The 15,639-nt window shown below is 40.3% G+C and carries 16 protein-coding genes; 4 read left to right on the forward strand and 12 right to left on the reverse strand.

Annotated elements, in window-relative coordinates; translation table 11 throughout:
* The first annotated feature begins 42 nt into the window (after nt 1-42).
* A complete protein-coding gene (locus tag FCU45_RS05060) occupies nt 43-1,233 on the forward strand; it encodes a mechanosensitive ion channel family protein (protein WP_137012934.1) in 1,191 nt (396 codons plus the stop codon).
* On the opposite strand, the gene mnmH is transcribed toward FCU45_RS05060, so the two are convergent.
* The 4 genes from mnmH to FCU45_RS05080 are packed head-to-tail and all read right to left on the reverse strand — an operon-like array spanning nt 1,223 to nt 6,944.
* Nucleotides 1,223-2,311 (reverse strand): tRNA 2-selenouridine(34) synthase MnmH, encoded by a 1,089-nt coding sequence (mnmH, locus tag FCU45_RS05065; RefSeq protein ID WP_137012936.1) that lies wholly within the window; start codon nt 2,309-2,311, stop codon nt 1,223-1,225. The two genes, FCU45_RS05060 and mnmH, sit on opposite strands and share 11 nt — an antisense overlap.
* Nucleotides 2,312-3,343 (reverse strand): selenide, water dikinase SelD, encoded by a 1,032-nt coding sequence (selD, locus tag FCU45_RS05070; RefSeq protein ID WP_137012938.1) that lies wholly within the window; start codon nt 3,341-3,343, stop codon nt 2,312-2,314. It abuts the gene before it with no gap.
* 23 nt (nt 3,344-3,366) lie between these two features.
* Nucleotides 3,367-6,195 (reverse strand): excinuclease ABC subunit UvrA, encoded by a 2,829-nt coding sequence (uvrA, locus tag FCU45_RS05075; protein ID WP_137012940.1) that lies wholly within the window; start codon nt 6,193-6,195, stop codon nt 3,367-3,369.
* Nucleotides 6,196-6,212: 17 nt separating this feature from the next.
* On the reverse strand, nt 6,213-6,944 hold the full coding sequence (locus tag FCU45_RS05080; RefSeq protein WP_137012942.1) for a sulfite exporter TauE/SafE family protein: 732 nt from the start codon (nt 6,942-6,944) through the stop codon (nt 6,213-6,215).
* 106 nt (nt 6,945-7,050) lie between these two features.
* Here FCU45_RS05080 and FCU45_RS05085 point away from each other — a divergent pair, with 106 nt between their 5' ends.
* Genes FCU45_RS05085 through FCU45_RS05095 form a run of 3 tightly spaced genes read left to right on the forward strand, consistent with a single transcriptional unit; the run spans nt 7,051 to nt 8,711 of the window.
* Nucleotides 7,051-7,473, forward strand: coding sequence for a chemotaxis protein CheX (locus FCU45_RS05085; protein WP_137012944.1), 423 nt, complete (start codon nt 7,051-7,053; stop codon nt 7,471-7,473).
* Nucleotides 7,474-7,812, forward strand: coding sequence for a flagellar motor switch protein FliN (gene fliN / locus FCU45_RS05090; RefSeq protein ID WP_137012946.1), 339 nt, complete (start codon nt 7,474-7,476; stop codon nt 7,810-7,812).
* Complete coding sequence (locus FCU45_RS05095; protein ID WP_137012948.1) at nt 7,809-8,711, forward strand: hypothetical protein; 903 nt, start codon at nt 7,809-7,811, stop codon at nt 8,709-8,711. The genes fliN and FCU45_RS05095 overlap by 4 nt, the downstream gene beginning before the upstream one ends.
* Nucleotides 8,712-8,726: 15 nt before the next feature.
* On the opposite strand, the gene FCU45_RS05100 is transcribed toward FCU45_RS05095, so the two are convergent.
* The 8 genes from FCU45_RS05100 to FCU45_RS05135 form a co-directional block, all read right to left on the reverse strand.
* Entirely contained in the window at nt 8,727-9,863 is a 1,137-nt protein-coding gene (locus FCU45_RS05100; protein WP_137012950.1) for a hypothetical protein, read from the reverse strand.
* Nucleotides 9,857-10,810 (reverse strand): tRNA dihydrouridine synthase DusB, encoded by a 954-nt coding sequence (gene dusB / locus FCU45_RS05105; protein ID WP_137012952.1) that lies wholly within the window; start codon nt 10,808-10,810, stop codon nt 9,857-9,859. Before dusB ends, FCU45_RS05100 begins: the two co-directional genes overlap by 7 nt.
* Nucleotides 10,811-10,825: 15 nt before the next feature.
* On the reverse strand, nt 10,826-11,842 hold the full coding sequence (locus FCU45_RS05110) for a hypothetical protein (RefSeq protein ID WP_137012954.1): 1,017 nt from the start codon (nt 11,840-11,842) through the stop codon (nt 10,826-10,828).
* Nucleotides 11,843-11,852: 10 nt separating this feature from the next.
* The gene (gene dksA / locus FCU45_RS05115) at nt 11,853-12,203 is read right to left on the reverse strand and encodes an RNA polymerase-binding protein DksA (RefSeq protein ID WP_137012956.1); all 351 of its coding nucleotides are present in this window, start codon (nt 12,201-12,203) and stop codon (nt 11,853-11,855) included.
* A gap of 9 nt (nt 12,204-12,212) precedes the next feature.
* Nucleotides 12,213-12,671, reverse strand: coding sequence for a 23S rRNA (pseudouridine(1915)-N(3))-methyltransferase RlmH (locus FCU45_RS05120; protein WP_137012958.1), 459 nt, complete (start codon nt 12,669-12,671; stop codon nt 12,213-12,215).
* Nucleotides 12,668-13,231, reverse strand: coding sequence for a thiamine phosphate synthase (locus tag FCU45_RS05125; protein WP_137012960.1), 564 nt, complete (start codon nt 13,229-13,231; stop codon nt 12,668-12,670). Before FCU45_RS05125 ends, FCU45_RS05120 begins: the two co-directional genes overlap by 4 nt.
* A complete protein-coding gene (gene accD / locus FCU45_RS05130) occupies nt 13,231-14,076 on the reverse strand; it encodes an acetyl-CoA carboxylase, carboxyltransferase subunit beta (RefSeq protein ID WP_137012962.1) in 846 nt (281 codons plus the stop codon). The genes FCU45_RS05125 and accD overlap by 1 nt, the downstream gene beginning before the upstream one ends.
* Nucleotides 14,077-14,250: 174 nt before the next feature.
* The gene (locus FCU45_RS05135) at nt 14,251-15,639 is read right to left on the reverse strand and encodes a glutamate synthase subunit beta (RefSeq protein ID WP_137012964.1); all 1,389 of its coding nucleotides are present in this window, start codon (nt 15,637-15,639) and stop codon (nt 14,251-14,253) included.

The following is a 15,639-nucleotide window of genomic DNA, read 5'->3' on the forward strand; positions in this document are numbered from 1 at the left end:
TAAAATTTTTATAATAGATAATTATTACAAACAGGAAAACAGATGCAAAATATCATCGCAAGTATAGATTTCGAGGCTCTTTTTAAACTCTCTTCAATTATAGGTCTAAGCATAATCACTTCAATAATCGCCTATTTCGTATCAAAAAAATATATTATAAAGATCATTCATAAGCTGATATTTAAAACAAAATCGAGCTGGGATGACAGTTTTATAAAAACAGGATTTTTTGAGCAGCTTTCCCATCTTATTCCGCCGCTTGTCATCCTCTACTTCTCTAGTATGTACCCTCAAAATATGCAAGATGCGCTCTCACAGATAGTCGGTTTTTGGATAGCTATCGTAATTATTAAGAGCATAGACAGGTTTCTATCTGCTCTTTTGGATATATACAACTCTTTGGAAGTTTCAAAAGATAAGCCTATAAAAGGGTATATCCAGCTACTTAAGATGTTTGTATATATCTTAGGTTTTATCATAGCCGTATGTCTTTTAGTCGGTGTTTCTCCGTGGGGCGTTCTAAGTGGTGTGGGTGCATTTACCGCGGTACTTATGTTCATCTTCAAAGATACCATCCTCTCACTTGTCGCAAGCGTGCAGATCGTGGCTAACGACCTCTTTAAGGTAGGCGACTGGATAGAGGCTCCAAATTTTGGAGCAGATGGAGAGGTAATTGATATCGCCCTGCACTCCGTAAAGGTGCAAAACTGGGACAAAACTATTGTGACTATACCTACTTACAAGTTTATGGAGAACTCCTTTAAGAACTGGCGCGGGATGAGCGATAGCGGCGGCAGACGTATAAAAAGAGCTCTTTTTATAGATGTAAACTCCATAAAGTTCTGCACTCCTCAGCTTTTGGAAAAACTGAATAAAATAGAGATAATAAAAGATTATCTGCAAGAGAAGCAAAAAGTAGTAGATACTACGGATGAGATAACTCTAAACAAGAGAAAGCTCACAAATATAGGTACTTTTAGAGAGTATGTAAAGAGATACCTGCAAAACAATCCAAATATTGACAGCAAAAACTTCACATTTATAGTCAGACAGCTTCAACCGACTTCAAAAGGCGTGCCTCTTGAGATCTACGCTTTTAGCAACAAAAACAAGTGGGCGGAGTATGAGGATATACAGTCGGATATATTTGACCATCTTCTTGTCGCTCTAAAAGAGTTTGACCTAAAACTATATCAAGAACCATCGGGAGAGTTTAGCTCGATTAAACAATAGACTTTATATACTCATGAACCTCTTTGGCGTCTCCTCTAAAAGCGACCAGATGAGAGCGCTTTTGTATCTGATAGTCATACATCGGGTCGTAATACTCACGTAGCAGATACTCTACCCACTCCTTGTACTTCTCATAAGAGCCGCTTCTCTTCTGCTCCCCAAGCGCATCTTCAAAAATAGCAGATACTTCCCTGTATCTCTGGTCTCCAAGCCGCCTTTTTATTCGCTCCATCGCACTTTTAATATCCAGCTGCCACGCCTCAAAAGCATCCACGTACTCTGCACCCTCGTACGTTTTTTGAGCATCAACGACATACTCGTTTAGTGTTATCTCTATGCGCTCATCCATCGGTGTCTCAAGTATGACCAGAGGCGCCTTTGGCAATATCTCAATAAAGCTCTCAGGCATAAAGACGCTGCCGACATGCTTTCCCTCATCTTCAAAGACAAGCGTCTTAAACCCCTCTTCTGCCTTTTGAACTATTTTATATATCATGTTATTCTCAAAATCTATCTGCGTGGTCTGCTGCGTTATCTTCTGCCCAAAGGAGGAGCCTCTATGGTTTGCCAATCCCTCAAGGTCGATAGCATTTTGCATCTTTTTTAGCTCTATGGTCTTTCCACTTCCTGTTCTGCCGCCAAGAAGCAGAGGTTTGAAATGGTTATAGGAGTTCTCAAGCTCATCCAATAGATAGCTTCTAAACGCTTTGTAACCACCCTTTAGACGCACTATCTCTCTGCCTCTCTCACCAATCCACTCTTGAGCGATCCTAGAGCGCTGACCGCCTCTAAAGCAGTATAGAAGTGTATCTGGGTTTGCATCCATAAAGCTGAGCCAAGCCTGAACCCGCTGCTCTTTGATCTCTCCGCTAACAAGCTCATGTCCAAGTTCTATCGCCTTTGCATTTCCCTTGTTTTTATAGCATATCCCCACTTCATGTCGCTCTTCATCGCTCATAATAGGGAGATTTACTGCATTTAAAAACGCGCCTTTTTTAAACTCAACGGGTGCACGCACATCGATAAGAGGAGTGTTGTTTAAGACAATAGACTTAAAATCATCAAAGAGTTTGGACACCTACAGAACCTCTACTAAATGTTTGCCTTGCGCCACCGTCTCACCGATCGGCTCAAGCTCTAAACCTTCTGAACGTGCAACGCTGTAAAACTCTTCCAGAGCATCTTTTTTAACAAGCACCAAAAGCCCGCCTGATGTCTGCGCATCGCAGAGTATCTCTCTTTGTCTGTCATCCATCTGAGATATCTTATGACCGTAGCTCATAAAGTTTTTGCGAGATCCGCCCGGTATGCAGCCTAAAGCTCTATATTTTTCAACATTTGGCAAAAGCGGGACTTTATCAAACCAGATATTGGCACTTATTTCACTTGCCTCGCACACTTCGCTCAAATGTCCTAAAAGACCAAATCCGGTAACGTCGGTCATGCTTACGACACTCTTCAAGCTTGCCAATGCGCTGCCTGACTTGTTAAGTGTAACCATCGCATTAACTGCCGCATCTATATGTGTGTCTTCTATCTTCTTTTGTTTTTGCGCCGTTGTAAGTATCCCTATGCCGATGGGCTTTGTGAGAAATATATAGCAATCCTCTTCACCGCCGCTGTTTTTCATAAGGTTTTCATTCTCGACCAAGCCCGTAACCGCAAGCCCGAAGATAGGCTCGGGAGAGTCTATGGAGTGTCCGCCCGCAAGAGGAATTCCTGCCTCTTCGCAAACCGCGCGTCCTCCATCTATAACTTGCTGTGCCACATCCGCACTTAACTTGTCAATAGGCCAACCAAAGATTGAGATTGCCATAAGAGGCTTCCCTCCCATTGCATAAATATCACTTAGCGCATTTGTAGCAGCGATGCGCCCGAAAGTAAAAGGATCATCCACGATAGGCATAAAAAAGTCTGTGGTCGAGAGAACCGATGTTCCATTACCCAAATCATAAGCCGCCGCATCATCTTTATGCTCGTTTCCAACAAGAAGCTGAGGGTACAGAGCAGTTGAAATATTGGTTTTTAGTATCTCATCAAGAAGCATCGGGGAGATCTTGCATCCGCACCCTGCTCCATGACTATATTCGGTAAGTTTTATTTGTTCCATTATTTTCCTTGAAAATAGCGATACTACTTATGCAGCGCTAGCTCTTTTTTTAGATATTCGCCCGTATAAGAGCCTGTTTTCTTATGCTCATCTGCGACCTTTTCAGGGCTTCCCTCAGCGATAATAAGACCGCCGCCGCTTCCGCCCTCAGGTCCCATGTCTATGATATAGTCGGCATTTTTTATCATATCTAGGTTGTGTTCAATAATAAGCACAGAGTTGCCAAGCTCTACGAACTTGTGAAGAACACCCGTGAGTCTATCCACATCTGCAAAATGAAGCCCTGTCGTCGGTTCATCAAGTATATAGAGCGTCTTGCCGGTATCTTTGCGGCTAAGCTCCTTTGAGAGCTTGATTCTTTGTGCCTCACCGCCTGATAGCGTTACTGCATTTTGACCTAGAGTTATGTAGCCAAGCCCAACATCTACAAGCGTGGACATGATCTGGTTTATCTTTGGGATGGGCTTAAAAAACTCATACGCCTCATCGACGCTCATCCTTAAGACATCCGATATATTTTTGCCCTTATAAAAGACCTCTAATGTCTGTTGGTTGTAGCGCGTGCCTTTACATGTGTCACACTTGACCATGATGTCCGGTAAAAAGTGCATCTCGATCTTGTTTTCGCCCTCACCTTGACACTTCTCACATCTTCCGCCTTTGACATTGAAACTAAATCTAGAACTTGTATAGCCTCTTATCTGTGCCTCTTTTGTCTGTGCAAAGAGATTTCTTATCTCGTCCATGACACCCGTATATGTAGCAGGATTTGAGCGAGGAGTTCGCCCAATCGGGCTTTGGTCAAGATAGATCACTTTGTCCACATGTTCAAGCCCCGTTATCTCGACACCGGCAACTTTGTTGACCTTTCTTGCATGATTTAAAAGCTCTCTTGCTGTAGGAAGGAGTGTCTGAAGCATCAAAGAGCTCTTTCCGCTTCCGCTCACACCCGTTATACAGACAAAGTTATTTAGAGGTATCTTTGCGCTTAAATCGTTTATATTGTTGAGCGTAACATTCTTTATCTCTATAAATTTATCCTGTTTACGTCTGTAAAAATACTCAATCTTTTTTCTGCCGTAAAGATAATCAGCTGTGAGAGTTTTTGCCTTTTTTAACTTGTCAAGAGTTCCTGCAAAAACAACATCTCCGCCAAATTTTCCTGCACCCGCTCCAATATCTACGATAAAGTCTGCATTCTCTATGGTCTCTTTGTCATGTTCGACGACTATAACACTGTTTCCCTTCTCTTGCAGGCTTCTAAGTGTTCTAATAAGTTTTAGCGTATCTCTCTCATGCAGTCCGATGCTAGGCTCGTCCAGAACATACAAAACACCCGTTAAACCGCTGCCGATCTGCGAAGCTATGCGGATTCTCTGCGCCTCTCCCCCACTTATGGTTCTTGCGTCACGCCCAAGGGTAATATAGCCAAGCCCGACATCAAACAAAAAGTAGAGTCTCTCTCGTATCTCATTTAAAATAGGTGCAGATATCTGTTCATTCTGCTTTGAAAGAGATGAAAAGTTCTCCTCCTCTTTGAACCACTCATAGCTCTTTGCAATAGGCATATCCAAAATATCAGCAATACCTTTGCTTGCCACTTTTACTGCGAGTGATTCTCTTTTTAGTCTGTGTCCTTTGCAGACGTTACAGATCTTCTCGCTCATATAGTCAGCGAGCTCTTTCTCATCTTTGAACATATCGTATGCTATCTTGACAATTCCAGGCCAGACTCTCTTTACCTCATGGTTTTTCCACAGAAAACTCACTTCATCGATCCCGCCGTGGAGTATCGCTTTTTGCTTATACTCAGGCAGTTCACTATAAGGCACCGTGATGTCAATGTCGTTTGCCGCACAAAAGCCCTTTAAAAAGGTAAAGTAGTACCCTTTGTTAAAACCGTACACGATCTTTACAGCGCCCTTTTCTATGCAGAGATCTCTGTCGATTATCTTGTCTTGATCGAGTGCGTAGCGAAGTCCAAGACCGTCACACTCGCTGCAAGCTCCCTTCGGGGAGTTAAAAGAGAAAGAGAGCGGCTCTAGCGGATCAAAACTGATCTTACAGTCAAAACATGCATTGTGCTCACTGTAGTGGATATTGGAGTTTTTAAGCCCAAGCTCTTCATGATTTAATATGTCTATCTCAAGTTCGCCGTAGCTCTCTTTTAGCGCCTTTTCAACATCTGCGGCTATTCTCTCTTTGTTCTCTTCCTTGACTACGACTCTATCTATAACGACCTTGATGGTATGTTTTTTTGTTTTGCTAAGCTCTATCTCTTCATCGAGCCTTACCATTACGCCATCAATCATGGCACGCACATACCCTTTATGCACCAAAGACTCTAAAATATCATGAAAACTTCCCTTTTTTTCACGTACCAAAGGCGCTAAAAGAACGAGCTTTGCACCATCGGGAAGTTTTGCGACCTCTGCAATAATATCAGAAGCACTCATCTGGGAGACAACCTTGCCGCACTTATGACAGTGCTGAGTGCCTATTCTGGCGTAGAGAAGTCTTAGGTAGTCATATATTTCAGTGATTGTTCCCACCGTTGAGCGTGGATTTTTAGAGGTTGTTTTTTGATCGATGGCAATTGCCGGAGTAAGTCCCTCTATCTTATCGACATCAGGCTTGCTTACACGATCTAAAAACTGTCTTGCATAAGAAGATAGAGACTCCATATAGCGTCTCTGCCCCTCTGCGTAGAGCGTATCAAAAGCCAGAGTTGATTTTCCGCTTCCGCTAAGACCGGTAAATACGACCAGCTCATTTTTTGGGATCTCCAACGATATATTTTTTAAGTTGTTCTCTCTTGCACCGACTATCTTTATAACATCTTTTTTTTTCATTTATGACCTAAATTCCTCTAAAATAATATTCTCTGTATCAAGTATATAACAATTAATAGATAAAACCACGCTAATAGTTTCTTCTGCAAAACCGAATCTACTTTGTCTTTAAGAAAGATACCGACGTAGACACCGATGAGAGATGCAACTCCAATAACTATTCCGCTAAAGAAGTCTATATCTCTGCTTAAAGTATGAGATATAACCCCCGACACCGATGAAAAAACCACAAAAAATAGCCCTGCAGATATCGCTTTTTTGATATCCACATGTAAAAAACTAACCAGTATCGGCACTATGATAATGCTTCCTCCAACGCCTATGAGCATACTGATAAGACCGACAAAAACACCGATCGTAAAGAGCAGTGTTTTACTTAACTCTTTTTGAACGACACTTGCGCTTGTTTTAAAAAAGAGTCTGCTTAGAGCAAAGAGTGCAAACGCTAAAAATATCAACTCTAACGCCAAGTCACTAAATAACGAGGTTAAAAATCCACTAAAGAGCGCTCCGACAAAACCGCCGATTCCTATCGTAAATACCATAGGAACGTCGAGCGTTCCTTTTTTATTGTTAAGGTAACTTCCATACAGTGAGCTAAAGAGCATCTGTACAACAGATATACCGATAGCCTCTTTTATACTATAACCCAGAAGCAGAAGCAGAGGGACAAGTATGGTTCCGCCGCCGATGCCGAAAAACCCAGAGAGCAGCCCGACACCTATACCTAAAAAAATCAACTCAATCATCATAAAAACTTTTTTCGCAATTATATCATCTTAATGGCCCCACAGAAATATATTAAGAATTTTTAGAGCTACCCTTATGTATAATTTCCCAAACAAGGGTTAAAGAATGTTAAACACAATTATAGAAGCTTCAAAAAATTTCTGTATCCATCATATAAGGCTGCCTTATGAGATGCATGATAATGTGACTAAAACGAGAACGGTTATTGCTTATATAGACATAGAGAGTATAGACGGCAACAAACATAGAGTTTATATCGGTGCAACACCCAGTTTTGCGCAGAGAATATCTACACTTCTTTTAGAAGAGGATGAGAGCGATGAGGATACTTTGATAGACATGACCCTTGAGACCGCGAACCTGATTATCGGAAGTGCAAAGGTTCTCGCAAGCCAAAATGAGTCGAAGTCGTACAATATGTCAACTCCGCATTTTGAGAAGATCGATATCTTTGACTTTAACTACGACAATGCAAAAGTCTTAAAAGTAGAAGATGATGAGATGATTATCGCTATTAAGGAACTATAGTTGAATAAAAGAAGACGCACCTATGGAGCTAAAGAGTTTACGTTCAATCCTGAGACAGAACTCTCATGGATGGACTACTCCGGTCTACTTGACATGGAAGTTGAGTTCGTATCTGAGCTCGGAGAAACAGAACTCTCGATAGGCGATATTTTAAAACTTACAAAAGGCTCTATAATAGACCTTAAAAAACCTGCAGGCGAGAGTGTTGAGTCCTATGTAAATGGACGTATTTTAGGAAAAGGCGAGGTTATGGTCTATGAGAAGAACCTTGCTATCCGTATAAATGAGATACTTGACTCAAGCGCAGTCTTATACCATCTTGCCAAAGAGAGACTATGATAAAACTGTTCTTAATTTTTCTACTTCCACTTTGGCTATACGCTTCAAAAATTCTAAGCTATAACATTTACGACAGAACAGACAGAGTTGACGTGATGATAACTTTTGACACTCCGTATGAGGGTGTTATAAAACAGAGCTCAAGCGACTCAAACATCCTAATAAAGCTTGAAGATGCCTCTATAGAGTCCGCAAAGGTAAAAAAACTATCATCTAAATATATAAAATCTATTACCATAACTCCAATGTCCGGCTATACACAGATCTCTGCAAATGTGCCACCTTCCATAGCTCTTCAAGCATCTAAGACATCCGACTCATATGGACTAAGACTGAGATTTAGTGCGGCTGCTCAAGCACCAAAGAGCGTTAAAGAGCCGCAAAAGGCAGAAGCTCCTCTGCTTGCTTCACTTCCGACAAAGAAGAGTGACGATATAGCTCAGAGCTACTACATAGTTATAACAATTTTAATTATTGGGATAATCATACTTTTTTATATCAAAAAGAGGGTCTCAACTCAGCCAAATACAAAAAAAACATCTTCATGGCTCTTTGCAGAAAATAATAACAGCAATACGAAAGAAGCTACTAAGGTCAAACAGCCAAGCATCAATAATAATGATGTAAGCATAAGGTTCCAAAAATCGCTAAATGAGCAAAACAGCGTGGTTATGCTCGATTTTGGCGAGCAGAGCTATCTTGTACTTATGGGTAAGAGCAATATTCTTCTTGACAGATTTACGCATAACAGACCAACGACACAGGATGATTTTGAGTCAATTTTACAAAGCAGACATCAAGAGCTGGATAATTTTTTAAATAGCGGCGGTGATGACTCCAAAGAGGAGTATCTGCAAGCATATAAAGAGAAAGCAGCTTCTGTAAGGTATGAGGTTTAGCACCTCTAAAGAGTATTAAGAGGCGTCTTGGCTAGATCTGTTTTCCAAAAGCTTTTTAATCATAGCTAGATTTGCCGTAGTGAGTCTATACTTCTCATCCATCATCTTGCTTATGTGATAGACTTCGGTTACTGTAATACCGTACGGGTCCTTCTTCTCTTTTACGACTCTATCATCCTCAAATGAGTAGAGATACAAGCTTTTTCTAGTCAGCTGTATATAGTACGTAAGCACTATCTCATCTGAGTGTTTCTTTTCAAGAGCAACGATCACTCTCTGATCATCTTTGTAGCTGTTGTCCAGCTTTAACACATCTCTCATTTCTGCCACGTCGATAAAACCTATGTAAAACTTATTGTAAAGATCGTGGTATCTCTGGATCTTCTCGCTCAGCAAAAAGTTCATATCGAGTATATGCTTTTTATTGCTGTTGATAGATTTTGTGATCCAAGAGATAGTGTTGTAGTATCTAAACGGATAGAGCTTTAAGGAGTGTGCCTCTATCATCTTTGGAGACTTTATTCTCTTTTTAGGCATCAACTTTTTTGCATCGGTATCTACAATATAATCAAGTACTTCATTTGCAGAAAAACCCTCTGTCAGCCAGACGGTACAGTAAGACGGTAACTGTCTAACCCCCGTAGCTCCCTCATTTAAAATAATAAGGGCTTTTATCTCATAGTTTGGAAATATTATCTCCAGAAGTGCTTTTTTCTTTCTAAGTCTTTTTCTAAGTTTAAGCACAGATTTTACAAGCGTCATCTCCACAAAGTAGAGCTCTTTGTTTTTTGTGATAAGCATAGCGTCAAACTCGCTTATCTCTCTGCTTTTGGTTCTATATACTATCTGCTGTTTTTCACTTATCGAGAGTGTATTTGCATGAGCTTTTATCTTATCTTGATGAAAACCTTTTAAGATGAACTTCTCGATCTCTTCATTTTCTACGGCGTATATAAGAAGTTTTTCATATATGAAATTCTCAAAGACCTCACCCTCAAAAGAGCGGTATGAGCTTAAAAAATGAGGGTCATCTTTATTTACCCCTCTTCTTATCAAAGAGAGAAGATGTTTTACGTTGTAATCGTAATGTAGTAGATTATCGCCTATGTCACTATGGTCTAATGTTTTTATTGATTTACTTATCTTTAACAAACTATCTCGCTATTACTAAAAAAGTCATCTATTACAGCGCGGTATTCTTGTACGTCAGATATACGGTTTACACTGTCTCTAAGTGCTGATGCACCTCGGTAACCTTTAGAGTAAGTATGAGTATGTTTTCTAAACATAGGAACTCCGTGGGAGCCATAAAACTCTATCATCTTATCAAAGTGCTCCATGATTATATCATGCTTTATGTTTTTGTCAATAAATTCACTGCCGGATTTGAGCTGATGAAATATCCAAGGAGCGCCAACCGCCCCTCTTCCTATCATAACTCCGTCCGCCCCAGTGTGCTCTAAAACCCACTTAGCCTTTTCGTACGAATCTATGTCTCCGTTTGCGATCACGGGGATTTTCACAGCCTCTTTGATCTCTTTTATGGCATCATAGTCAACTGCGGCTTTAAATTTTCCAGCGCGTGTTCTGCCATGAACGGCTATAAAATCCGCGCCGCTATCCTCTACTATCTTTGCTATCTCTATATGGTTTTTTTTCTCAAAACCGAGTCTTATCTTTACGCTTGTTAGACTTTTATTTGAGGTCTCTTTGATAGTTTTTATAATATCGCCCATTAAAGGAAGGTTTAGAAGCAGAGAACTCCCGCTTCCGTGTCCAACCACCTTTGGCACCGGACAGCCGCAATTGAGGTCAATTATATCTATCCCATCTTGCTCGTTTAGTATCTCAACCGCACCGCGAATTACATCAACTTCGGCACCTGCTATCTGTACAGAGTATGGATCTTCGTTTGGGCTTTTTTGTATCATATGAAGTGTTTTAGCGGAACCGTGAACCAGAGCATTTGAGCTAAGCATCTCACTAACCGTCAAATCCGCCCCGAACTTTTTAACAACGCTTCTAAAAGGCAGATCCGTATAGCCCGCTAGTGGAGCTAGTACAAAGATTGGCTTTTTAAAAGATAATTTTTCACTCATTATAAATTTGACGTACTATACAAAGAGATTGATATCAAAATGTTTTCCGCAATCTCTAAGCGCGCTGTACGCTTTAAAAGTCAGATACTCATTAGGCTGCGATATATCAAGTATCTCTTTTGCAGGAGAGAGCATCTCAAGATCAAAGAGAGTAAAGAGATAAGCTTCCGTTGCAGCTTCACCCTCATTACTAAGTGTTTCAAAGAGTTTGATTCTCTGCTCTGGAAGCATTGACTTGGAGAGCTTTTTTGAAGCCTCGATATACTCTTTAGAGTCAAGCTTAAGATCATGGAGCAGAGCGATAAGAGAGTCGTTAGATATCTCTAGCGTATGCTCATCTGCATTTATTCTAGATAGCACTTCAAAAAGAGCCTCTTTGCTGAGTGCATCTTTATACTTCTCTATAGCGTAAAGCGGAGCATACTTTACAAAATCAATATAGACCTCTTTACGCAGGCTGACATCGTATCTGTTTTTATCGCTCAAAATATCTTCGGCACTTATATCGCCTTTTTTATATCTGTTTCTCTCATTTTGAATAACCAAAACATTTGATGGTTTAAGAGAGTATTTTTTCAACTCTACGGCTTCGCCGTTTCTTATACTGTTTATCAGAGTGAGAACATCTTTTAGTTTTTTGTTCTCGATATTTGCGTCGAACTCCCCAATTGGAAAAATAGTTGCATTGTCAACAAGAGAACCCAACAGCTTGTATCTATCTGTTTTAAATGAATTTGAACGCTCCTGTTTTCCAAGATATGCATCCACAATAGCATCAACTATTCTCTCATAATCCTTATCATATTTGCGTCTTCTTAAGGTACCTAAAAATGAGTAAAAAAGCATATGGACAACGCTGGCAGCATACAATACTATCATAGGTATAACTACCCATACCGCGATAGAAAATGATGGTAGTGCTGTACCGAAGAAATCAATAGTAGTGCTCTCTTGTGTTACAAAAGCGTAAACGTACCACCCGATCAGAACAATTAATATCAGTGCTGCAATTGTGTATCTTTTAATATGCATTACATACTCCTTATTTAGATTTTTCTACGATCTCTCTACAATCTATACAGTATATCGCATGAGGTTTAACTTTTAATCTCTGAAACCCTATAGGGTCTTCACACATCTCACAAATTCCATAATCACCAGAGGCGATCTTTCCAAGAGTCACATTGATCTCTCTTAGCTCTTTTTCTTGCTGTCTTACAATAGCGCTCTCGACCATAGAACTGTTATCGACAGATGCATGATCGCCCTCATCATTAAGTTCTAATGAGCTTAACTGATTTAGTTCATCATTTACACCTTTTATGTTTTTAATGATCTGGTCTTTTCTACTCTCTAAAATCTCTTTAAAGTATTTTAACTCGCTATCTTGCACGTACTTTCCTTATTTGTGATATGGGTGGTTGCTCAAAATTGAAAACCCTCTATAAATCTGCTCAAGCAAAACAGCCTTTGCAATTTTATGACTCATAGTAATATTTCCTAAACTTATAACGGCATCGCTTTTTTTCAAAAACTCATTCTCAAAGCCGTAAGCTCCGCCTATGAAAAATTTAATCGCAATTTTACCATCTAATAGCTTACTAAATTCATAACTATCGATTATTTTTCCATCAGGGTGCAATATTACGTTAAAACCTTTTGATATATAGGGCTCTAAAAGTTTTGAATAAGCCTGTTTTGAAGCTTCAGGTGAGATAGTGTGTGCTTTTGTTACATCTTTGTTAAAAAGTTCCGTATCGTCTACTTTAGCAAAGCGCGAAATCATCTTTATAAGTTCTTTATAGAGAGGATCATAGGTAGAGCGCTCTTTTTTTGCTATTGACACTATCTCTATATTCATAAAATAAGCCCGCTACCTATGACATGATATGTCACATGAGAAAATTTATCGCTCTTTTTTACGCCGCCTATTGCCGCGACAAAATGTTTTGAGTGTGAAGCGATCTCATCAAGACTCTCGCCCAAGAGAGCTGATATATCACTTTTTGTAGCAGTGCTTCTGTACGCTCCGAGACCGATATAGTTGAGATCCATCTCATTTGCCTCTAAAACTTCCTCTTTGCTGTGAGTTGAGATGCCCAGTATCTTATCTTTTCCCGTAACACCTCTTAATATCTTTATAGCTTTTAAAGGGTCTGGGTCTATTGCTCTTAGATCATCCTGCCCGACATGCACGCCATCACAAAACTCTACAAGCTCATACGCGTCGTTTACAATTAAAAAACCGTCATACATATTTCTGATCTTAATAAGCTGGCGTTTGATTAATTGTAAATCCGCACTTTTATTGCGGTATTGGATTATCTCTGCTTTTTGCTCTTTGGCAATGCTGATATAAGCCTCTAGAGAGATCGATCTCTTATCTAGAAGCTCCTGGTCACAGAGTGCGTAAAGACGCATTATGCAACTTTTAGAAGTGTTAGGAGGTCTGAGAGTGTTTTTTTAAGATTGTTTCTATTTACAACCATATCTATTGAGCCCTTTTCAAGCAAAAACTCTGCTCGCTGGAATCCATCAGGGAGAGCAGAGCCTATCGTCTGCTCTATCACTCTCTGTCCCGCAAAACCGATCAAAGCCCCCGGCTCAGCAATGATAATATCGCCAAGCGTTGCAAATGAAGCACTTACACCGCCCATTGTAGGGTCAGTAAGAACGGAGATATACGGAAGGTTGTGTTTTGCAAGTTTTGCCAAAGCGGCAGAGGTCTTGCTCATCTGAAGCAGTGAAAAAGTACTCTCCTGCATTCTAGCACCGCCGCTCGCACTAAGGATGATAAGCCCCTGTCTCTTCTGGATTGCACGATCTACCGCACGGACGATCTTCTCACCCTCAACAGATCCTAAAGAGCCGCCCATAAAAGCAAAATCAAATATTACGACTTGAGCAGGAACACCGTTCATCTCACACTCTCCGCTTACAACAGATGAAGTTTTGCCTGTTTTGGCTTCTGCGTCTTTGAGTCTCTGTTTATATGATATTTTATCGGTAAATTTAAGTGGGTCAACAGGTCTAAGATTAGAATCATACTCAACAAATGTTCCCTCATCTGCTAAAAGTTCTATTCTCTCTTTTACGCCTATTCTTATATGATATCCGCATTTAGGGCAGACATGTTTTTGATTTTCAACCTCTTTGTAGTACATTAGGGATTGACATGATTTACACTTTACCCAATGTGCAGGAGCTTCACTTTTAACAGGTTCTTTTATGTTTTTATTTCTAGAAAAAATGCTAAGTAAATTCAAAAATTATCCTTTTATATATATTATGGCGGGAATTATATCGAATTTATACTTTAATTTTATAACCAATATTATACACTAAAACGAACGCGTCCGTTTTAGTGGCAGGGACAGATGTCCCTACAACCCCCTAAAGCTACGAAAAACTTTGTTTTTCGAGAATTATAAAAAAGAACACTATTTTTTCAGCAGTGATTTTACTATACTTCTAGCGGCTTCACGTCCGTCATACGCAGCAGTTACTACAAGGTCGGCACCTCTATAACAATCGCCTCCCGCATATATACCTGACGTTGTAGTCTCGTGAGTCTCTTCATTTATTATGATTCCGCCCCACTTGTTGGTATCTATGCCGTTTTCAGCCAAGAATGAAGGAGCTTCAGGATCAAAACCAAGCGACATAATAACTACGTCTGCATTTACTCTGTATTCGCTCCCTTTTACCTCTTCCATCTTTTGACGCCCGCTCTCATCTTTTGCACCAAGAGTAGTTTTAATGACTTCAACACCGACGGCATTGCCCTTGTCGTTTAAGATGATCTCTTTAGGAGAGACAAAAAATGTAAAGTCAACGCCCTCTTCCATTGCATTCTTATACTCTTTTTGGCTTCCCGGCATATTATGCGCATCACGTCTATAGAGACAAGTAACGCTCTTCGCACCCTCTCTTTTGGCAGTTCTAAGACAATCCATTGCCGTGTCTCCGCCGCCGATAACAACTACATTTTTATCTTTAAAATCAAACTTTTTATCGTAAGAGAGCTTGAAGTTCTTTCTCTGAATTGCCGTTAGATAATCCATCGCTTTGTAAACATTTGGTGCCTGTTCGCCGTTTATTGAAGCTTTTTTCGCTTTTGTAGCGCCTATGCCTATAAACATCGCGTCATGCTTGTCGGCTATCTCTTCAAAAGTTATATCTTTGCCCACTTCACAATTAAGCACAAGCTCCATACCTGCATCTGTAAGAAACTTTATACGTCGTTCTATTATCTTTTTATCAAGTTTGAAGTTAGGGATCCCGTAGGTCATAAGCCCGCCTGCTCTGTCGCTTCTCTCATAAACAGTAACTGCTATTCCTGAACGCAGAAGATATGTAGCAGCAGATAGTCCAGCAGGACCGCTTCCTATGATCGCCACCTTTTTGTCAGTTGTTATTCCCGGAAAATCAGGCTTAAATCCTGCTCTAAATCCCTCTTCCGTTATATGTGTCTCAACAGAGCCGATCGTAATTGCCCCATGACCGTCATTTAGAGTACAATCACCTTCGCAAAGTCTGTCATGAGGGCAGACTCTTCCCATAACTTCTGGAAACGGTGACGGCTCGTTTGAGAGCTTGAATGCGAACTCCAGATCTTTTTCGCTCACCGCTTTTAGCCACTGTGGTATATAGTTGTGAAGCGGGCACTTATTTAGACAAAACGGGTCTCCGCACTGTATACATCTCTCGCTCTGCGTTGAGGCTTCGCTCTTATCGAAAACTTCGTAAATCTCTCCAAAATCTTTTGTTCTCTCAACGACTAATCTCTTTTTTGCTTCTACTCTTTCAATTGTTAAAAATTCTCTCAT

The sequence above is a fragment of the Sulfurimonas crateris genome (genome assembly GCF_005217605.1).
In the GTDB taxonomy this organism is placed as follows: domain Bacteria; phylum Campylobacterota; class Campylobacteria; order Campylobacterales; family Sulfurimonadaceae; genus Sulfurimonas; species Sulfurimonas crateris.

Excerpts from the sequence above, each read along its gene's own strand:
- FCU45_RS05060 (WP_137012934.1), top strand. The coding sequence starts at position 43 with ATGCAAAATATCATCGCAAGTATAGATTTCGAGGCTCTTTTTAAACTC.
- selD (WP_137012938.1), bottom strand. The coding sequence starts at position 3,343 with ATGGAACAAATAAAACTTACCGAATATAGTCATGGAGCAGGGTGCGGA.
- uvrA (WP_137012940.1), bottom strand. The coding sequence starts at position 6,195 with ATGAAAAAAAAAGATGTTATAAAGATAGTCGGTGCAAGAGAGAACAAC.
- FCU45_RS05080 (WP_137012942.1), bottom strand. The coding sequence starts at position 6,944 with ATGATTGAGTTGATTTTTTTAGGTATAGGTGTCGGGCTGCTCTCTGGG.
- FCU45_RS05085 (WP_137012944.1), top strand. The coding sequence starts at position 7,051 with ATGTTAAACACAATTATAGAAGCTTCAAAAAATTTCTGTATCCATCAT.
- FCU45_RS05095 (WP_137012948.1), top strand. The coding sequence starts at position 7,809 with ATGATAAAACTGTTCTTAATTTTTCTACTTCCACTTTGGCTATACGCT.
- dusB (WP_137012952.1), bottom strand. The coding sequence starts at position 10,810 with ATGAGTGAAAAATTATCTTTTAAAAAGCCAATCTTTGTACTAGCTCCA.
- FCU45_RS05110 (WP_137012954.1), bottom strand. The coding sequence starts at position 11,842 with ATGCATATTAAAAGATACACAATTGCAGCACTGATATTAATTGTTCTG.
- FCU45_RS05120 (WP_137012958.1), bottom strand. The coding sequence starts at position 12,671 with ATGAATATAGAGATAGTGTCAATAGCAAAAAAAGAGCGCTCTACCTAT.
- FCU45_RS05125 (WP_137012960.1), bottom strand. The coding sequence starts at position 13,231 with ATGCGTCTTTACGCACTCTGTGACCAGGAGCTTCTAGATAAGAGATCG.
- FCU45_RS05135 (WP_137012964.1), bottom strand. The coding sequence starts at position 15,639 with ATGAGAGAATTTTTAACAATTGAAAGAGTAGAAGCAAAAAAGAGATTA.